Below are 5,955 nucleotides of genomic sequence, written 5' to 3' on the forward strand. Positions count from 1 at the left end.
CTTATACGAAATGCTTTATAATTATCCTTATAATTCAACGCTGTAGTTCCTAGTTGATAGCCCGAGTTTCCATGATCGGGCTTTTTTTATGATTTTTCATGTTCCACGCCTACTTTCTAATCATTGTTCCACGGTTTTGATTAGGTTAATTGAATAATCGAATCAGAAAATAGACCACAATGGCGGTTACTCAGTCTCTGCCTTTAGGCTTGGGTTTAGCATAAAATATTCTTCTAGATCGACACCTATAGCACTTGCTGTATCCTGATGGTGTTGTAGCAAAACTTGTTTCTTCTGTTCAGGTGTTGCGACCATATTGAGAGCCAATCTCAATGTATCTGTACCTTGACTTTTAGCGTAGTCTCTAAAAGTTTCTATCAAAATTTGTTGTTCCAAGGTCTCTACGGAATGTCCTAAGTCATCGGCAATCTTAGGATTAACTTTAGATTGGATGATAGCTTGTACCTGTTGATCTTGTTTAAAGATTTCTAAGGCTTCTTTGATGTACATACCGTTGTTCAAAATTATTACCTCGAAATTAGTTAGATATTGATTTATTCATCGTTGAATACAGCATTAAACACACGCCCAAATAAACCACGTTTTTTACGTTGTGGCACTGCCTCATTTTGCAATGTTGCATGCTGTAGCGTTTGGTTGTGGTGTGCAGTGGTATCTTGTTGTGTTACTACCGCATTTTCTGCAACAAATGAATTGATATTCTCTTTATTATCATTGTTTTGATGTGTTGTCGCATACTGTGGCGTATCTGTGTCGCATGCCGTAGCATCTTGTTGTGGGGTTGCTGTAGCAGGTGCGACACTTTTTAATTCAATTAGGGTTTGCATGCGGTCAATTTGTTGCATTAAACGTTCTTCTCGCTCTTGGTATTTTTTTACTTCATTCTCTAAATGAGCGATTAGTTTTTGTGTTGTAGCATCACTGCCTTGCTTCGTTGGCTCATTTGGTTGAGCTACTGGCTCTGGTTCACCAAAGCATCGAATGACTTCTGAAATATCAAAGTTACCATCACTAGAGCGAGATAAGCGTCCGCTACGGACAGCTCTATAGATCGTTGATCTATCTATATTAAATTGTTTGGATACTTCACTCAGTGAAAGTTTAGCCATCTATTAATATTCCATTCTTTTAAGATAACAAGCATATCTTTTATAGCCTTATGAGCCAATGTAAGGTTATAAACATATACCACAACTGCATAATATCTAATGTTTTTTTATCTGAAAAAGAAAAAGCCCCGCTTGACTTTCGTCAAACAGGGCTTTAAATTTGTCGGTACGCAGTTATTTGATGCTACAACATCAAGTAACGAAGATCATAAGGTTTGGCGACCGTTATGATTTCACACTAAGGCTTGTACCTGAACTCTATTTTCACCATTATGAGCAGTAATTACAAGCCCCAAATGATAAGTCTTCGTTAATTAAAGTGTTTTTTTTCATCAAATAAGTATCTTAGATCGAGCTTTGCCTGTTTCTGCGTGTCCAAATTTTGGTTGGCATGCGGTGCATGTGGAGGGAATAAGTGTCACTGGTGCATCGTAGCGATAGTCGAAAGGCTAAACCGTTACAGGGGAATCCCACATAAGCGGAGCGTTGAGAGTAGTGGTATAGGTCGGTTCAGTTGTATGTTGGGGAAACCCTCGCAGAGATACCGCCATACTTCGACAGGGAGCGCGTGGGGAGAGGTGCAAGACCTTTAGTCCTTGTCTACCATGTATGTGAAGCATGGGGCAGATACGACCGATGCGTGGCTCCGTCAGCCCATTAGGTTAAATCGGCAATACTTAAGGGATGTGTCATTTTTTCAAATGACTGCCCTTAGGGAGAGTATTGCCGAAACTCTCTCAACGTTCACCATCAGCCCGAGCAAAGCGAGGGATGTGGGAACTTGAGAGAGTGAGAGCATTTGAATGAATAAAAAATATTTATTAGTCTAAGAGGTAAATAAATGAAATCTACTTTAGAAGATCTTGAATGGTTTGAAATGATGTTTATTGCAAATCATCGAGGTATAAAAACATTAACTTCTCAACTTAAAGAAGTTCGTAAAGAGATAAAAGAAAAACAAGTTCTAGATCCTGATGATGAATCTATTTCGAACTTAAAATTGATTTATAACCATTTAGTAGAGTCGAGAAAATTATTACAAGAATATGAGAAAAAATTTGATCATATGCTTGGTATGCAAAGAATGTTTAGTGTAGATCTGGAACTTTTAAAAGATTTTTAGTCTAGATTTTATCTGCCTACAGGAACTCTTATTTATACATTTACCAAAATTGATCAAAAAAAACGCTATTTTATAAAAATGGTGTTTTTTGTTCTTTTTTAATCAAAGATAAACTTTTATGCTTTCCGCATAAAAAGCACATTTTGATTAAATAATGATCTACTACACAACAACGAAAACGGACTGTCTTCTCAGTCTTATGCAATGCATTTCAAATGGAAGTGCTAAGTTTTGGTTTTCTGATACTGTACCTTTTTCAAAGTTCCATCATGTGCTTCCAAAATTAATTTTGGAGTATGGCCTAGATCTGACTGAATCTGAGCGTAAGAAAAAATCGGACTACGGGGAACCTGTATGGAGTCTGGTCATCAATTATGATCCAGCCAAAAGTGAGGTATTCCAGTTTTGGTTATTTACCACAGGCTACAGAGAAGCGCGAAGAAGTAAGCTGACGCTAAAAGAAATACTCGCCAAAAATTCGAGCATGGTACAGAAGCAAAAGTTGAATAGTCTTTTGACCACGAAAAAAGAAAAACTGTTGCGCTATGGGGATTATGTACTGGGACAATACATTGAGTTTAGTGATCTTAAGCCACAATTTTCTCGGGTTTATTATCATCCTGAACGCTTTGGCGTTATTTTTAATGTTTATGCCAAGCGTGTAAAAACTATTGATAGTAACCAAGATCTGGTTTATCGGGTGTTTAAGCCTTTTGATGCCTCTGATGTCAGGCGTTTTTCCAGTATTCAACGTATTTTTGGCTTTGCTTTTTTAGAAAATGAACATACCCGTTGGAATCAGGCATCCGTGAGTGCATTTTTACTGCAACGGTTTGGAATTAAATTTAACGATGACGTGAGCTATAACGAGCGGTTGAAAGAGCTAACTCGTGCATTACGCGGGGTTCGTAAAAAGCATTTGGAGTTTTTTCAACGATATTCTCAGAAGAAAATCCGTTTTACCTGGTATCTATCGCAAGAATTTATGCAGTCGGCAACGCGGGAGTTGAATAAAAAAATTGATTTAATTTCGACTGAACAGGCTGATCGTTTGAAAGAAGCCACTTTTAGATTGAGTTCTAAGGGGAATTTTCATGGTACACGTCATCAAATTGGCACGTTACAGGCTAAAATGAGATCGATATTAAATGCTCGAAATCCCGAGCAGAAGAAGCTGAATCAAATGTATTTTCCAAAAAACTTACACTATGTACGCTTCACTGCCAAGAAGGCTTGGAGTATGAAAGAGTTTGAAGTGGCTTGTCGAAATGCAGATCAGATTTATTTGAATAAACGGAATAAGCAAAAGCCTAAAGATCAACGATTAAGAAGAGACAGAAAAAAATGCTAAAGCTTTTTTTCTTAAATTTCGCATAAGAGATTTTATGTTAATCAGATGATTAAAAGGCCCGTAAATAGGGCCTTTCGTATAACGTGTATTATGTTAATTTTAGAAAAATTAAACTTGTAAAATATTAACGTAACTGTCTGATCTTTCCTGCAGATCCAACTTAATGCTAACATTTAGAACTTCATCGTAATTCAGAAGATTCTGTATTGGAAAAATACCCTTAAGTATTGATCTAAGAAGGAAATAATAAGAATAGAGCTGTTCATGAATATCAAAGTTGATATCAGAGCCTCTAATAAAATCGTAACCAATATCGACATTTCTATCATCTCGATAAATGGCGTTGGCTAAATCTTGGAAATCGTTACCTAAGTCAAAGTATACCAATGGTACTTCATATTTAGATCTCGCTATATCTTTTCGATATACATAGTTAAAACCATCTCGGCTAACTTTGATCTGCAAGCCTGCGGGATTACCTGAATTTTTACTTTGATTATTGATCATCATCATTTGTTCATTTATACGTTCTTTATTTACCCATAAAATATCTCTTTGAGTATCATTTGGATTATGTTTAGTGACATATACACTATTAAATGTCGAATGTAATCCTGTCCCAACTGCAATAAAATTATCTAGCTGAGAGACTTGTCTTTGTCCTCTTCTGGCATATCTTGCCCAATTCCTATTTTCATAGACACTTCTATGACAGGCTTTAACAATCAATGCCTCTGCTATCTTTCCTAAAAGTTGCATACAGTCTCTTTCAACATCATATTCGCTGTTATACGTTAAAAAAGTTGGAAAATATCTATGCTCTGTATTGTCATATCTTACTAACCCTAGGTCATCCTTAAGGATGTCAAATAAAGTATGACCATGAACAAGATTAACAAGCGATGTATTTCTTTCACCACGTTGCCATTCACTAAGCAACTGGATATTAGAACTATCTACATTTCCTGTCGTAGGGTCTAATGACGCTACAACTAATTGTCTTTGTGCAAATAAATCTGTAGCCATTATTTCCCTTTACCTTTAGAAATCTGAAGTTACTCATAGCAATGAAAAGGGATCAAAAATTTGATCCCTTTTCATTGCTATTTGAATAAAAAAATATTTAAGCTCTTTTCTTTACATGCTTTAACTCTTCTTTCATTTCTTGCAATTCTCTCTCTAATTTTCTCTTTTCAGTGATTAAATCATTTATACGTTTACGGTTTTCAGCTTCCACAAACCTAGTCAAAACTTCTCTAGTTAGAGATTGATAACCCATTCCTTCTACTTTACCTATTTCTTTTAGATCATCTATTAGCTCTATAGGTAGTCGTATAGAAACAAGTTGCATCTTTTTATCTTGAGATTTATTTAAAAGTTTTTTTAGTTTTAGTGGCATGCCGACAGATTGAACATGTGCTTCGTCAGCTCCTAGTTCTCCAGACTCCCATTTATCTATATCGTCAAATATAGTCTTAGGGTCTAGTACTGCTTTATCTGTTTTCATGGACATTCTCTGTATGTTTGAATGAATGTGTATTTCAAAAAAATGTCGCTAGACATTTTACTTTGAAAATAAAAATTTGTACGTTTTACTTGGATTCAATGTAGGCTAAGAACTCCTTGAAATTCTTAGCCTAATAGGGATTAGGCTAGATCTAGATGGCTAATTTAATTCGAATATTTTTTATATATTCGAATTATATTAGGTTTAGCATCATATGCTGTTTTGACATAGACAGTATGATCACCGTCGAATACATAGCAAACCTTAAGGATTCGCCCTTTATTTGTTTCACTAACAAACCAATATGTCGGTGGGTTAGTTTTATGCTCATCTCGATCATCTATCAGAGAACCACCATCATTATTGAAAAATGCTTCGATAACTTCTTGTTCTGAAACACCATGACTTTCATCATTCAATTTTGTGGCAATTTTGTCTGAGAAGACAAATTCTAATTCTGAATCTTCATTGTCTGAATCCAAAATACAACTCCTGTACACATTCTAAGTTCTTCTAAAGTAAATGTATATACAATTTTTTATACTTATATATACGCCTGATGTTACAATGAGGTCTATTTTAACTATTTCAAGTAAAAAAACAAAAAAAATGTATATACAAATTGTATATACATTTTTAGTTGTTACTTAACATAAAATCTCTTATACGAAATCTAGATTCAAGACATAAAAAAGCCCGACATCCTGTCGGGCTTTTTCATATCGGGTTGCTAGTCTTACTGATCTCGTGCTGCCCATTCCTTGCGCTATTTTCTTATTCTTGTTTTCTAGAAACATCCAGTTCCCTTATGTATTCATCATAGGGCTAATGCTTTGGATTACCA

At 35.4% G+C, this 5,955-nt stretch carries 7 protein-coding genes; 2 read left to right on the top strand and 5 right to left on the bottom strand.

Annotation, left to right across the window (positions count from 1 at the left end):
• Positions 1–186 precede the first annotated feature (186 nt).
• Together MST17_RS17095 and MST17_RS17100 are read right to left on the bottom strand one after the other, a co-directional pair.
• Entirely contained in the window at positions 187–510 is a 324-nt protein-coding gene (locus MST17_RS17095) for a DUF6388 family protein (RefSeq protein WP_180027356.1), read from the bottom strand.
• A gap of 44 nt (positions 511–554) precedes the next feature.
• Positions 555–1,130, bottom strand: a complete 576-nt coding sequence (locus MST17_RS17100; RefSeq protein WP_180027357.1) for a plasmid replication DNA-binding protein — start codon at positions 1,128–1,130, stop codon at positions 555–557.
• A gap of 841 nt (positions 1,131–1,971) precedes the next feature.
• On the opposite strand from MST17_RS17100, the gene MST17_RS17105 reads away from it, so the two are divergent.
• Both MST17_RS17105 and MST17_RS17110 read left to right on the top strand, forming a co-directional pair.
• Positions 1,972–2,253 (top strand): hypothetical protein, encoded by a 282-nt coding sequence (locus MST17_RS17105; protein WP_180027358.1) that lies wholly within the window; start codon positions 1,972–1,974, stop codon positions 2,251–2,253.
• A gap of 199 nt (positions 2,254–2,452) precedes the next feature.
• On the top strand, positions 2,453–3,604 hold the full coding sequence (locus MST17_RS17110) for a hypothetical protein (RefSeq protein ID WP_180027362.1): 1,152 nt from the start codon (positions 2,453–2,455) through the stop codon (positions 3,602–3,604).
• 108 nt (positions 3,605–3,712) lie between these two features.
• Here MST17_RS17110 and MST17_RS17115 read toward each other — a convergent pair whose 3' ends face one another.
• The 3 genes from MST17_RS17115 to MST17_RS17125 form a co-directional block, all read right to left on the bottom strand.
• A complete protein-coding gene (locus MST17_RS17115; protein ID WP_180027359.1) occupies positions 3,713–4,630 on the bottom strand; it encodes a hypothetical protein in 918 nt (305 codons plus the stop codon).
• A gap of 97 nt (positions 4,631–4,727) precedes the next feature.
• A complete protein-coding gene (locus tag MST17_RS17120) occupies positions 4,728–5,111 on the bottom strand; it encodes a hypothetical protein (RefSeq protein WP_180027360.1) in 384 nt (127 codons plus the stop codon).
• Positions 5,112–5,275: 164 nt separating this feature from the next.
• Positions 5,276–5,593, bottom strand: a complete 318-nt coding sequence (locus MST17_RS17125; RefSeq protein ID WP_180027361.1) for an ADP-ribosyl-(dinitrogen reductase) hydrolase — start codon at positions 5,591–5,593, stop codon at positions 5,276–5,278.
• Positions 5,594–5,955 lie beyond the last annotated feature (362 nt).

Source organism: Acinetobacter sp. YH16056_T (genome assembly GCF_024605895.1).
Lineage (GTDB): Bacteria > Pseudomonadota > Gammaproteobacteria > Pseudomonadales > Moraxellaceae > Acinetobacter > Acinetobacter amyesii.

What these genes read in the sequence shown, in the direction of transcription:
- MST17_RS17115 (WP_180027359.1), bottom strand. Translation starts at nt 4,630, where the DNA reads ATGGCTACAGATTTATTTGCACAAAGACAATTAGTTGTAGCGTCATTA.
- MST17_RS17105 (WP_180027358.1), top strand. Translation starts at nt 1,972, where the DNA reads ATGAAATCTACTTTAGAAGATCTTGAATGGTTTGAAATGATGTTTATT.
- MST17_RS17110 (WP_180027362.1), top strand. Translation starts at nt 2,453, where the DNA reads ATGCAATGCATTTCAAATGGAAGTGCTAAGTTTTGGTTTTCTGATACT.
- MST17_RS17120 (WP_180027360.1), bottom strand. Translation starts at nt 5,111, where the DNA reads ATGAAAACAGATAAAGCAGTACTAGACCCTAAGACTATATTTGACGAT.
- MST17_RS17100 (WP_180027357.1), bottom strand. Translation starts at nt 1,130, where the DNA reads ATGGCTAAACTTTCACTGAGTGAAGTATCCAAACAATTTAATATAGAT.
- MST17_RS17095 (WP_180027356.1), bottom strand. Translation starts at nt 510, where the DNA reads ATGTACATCAAAGAAGCCTTAGAAATCTTTAAACAAGATCAACAGGTA.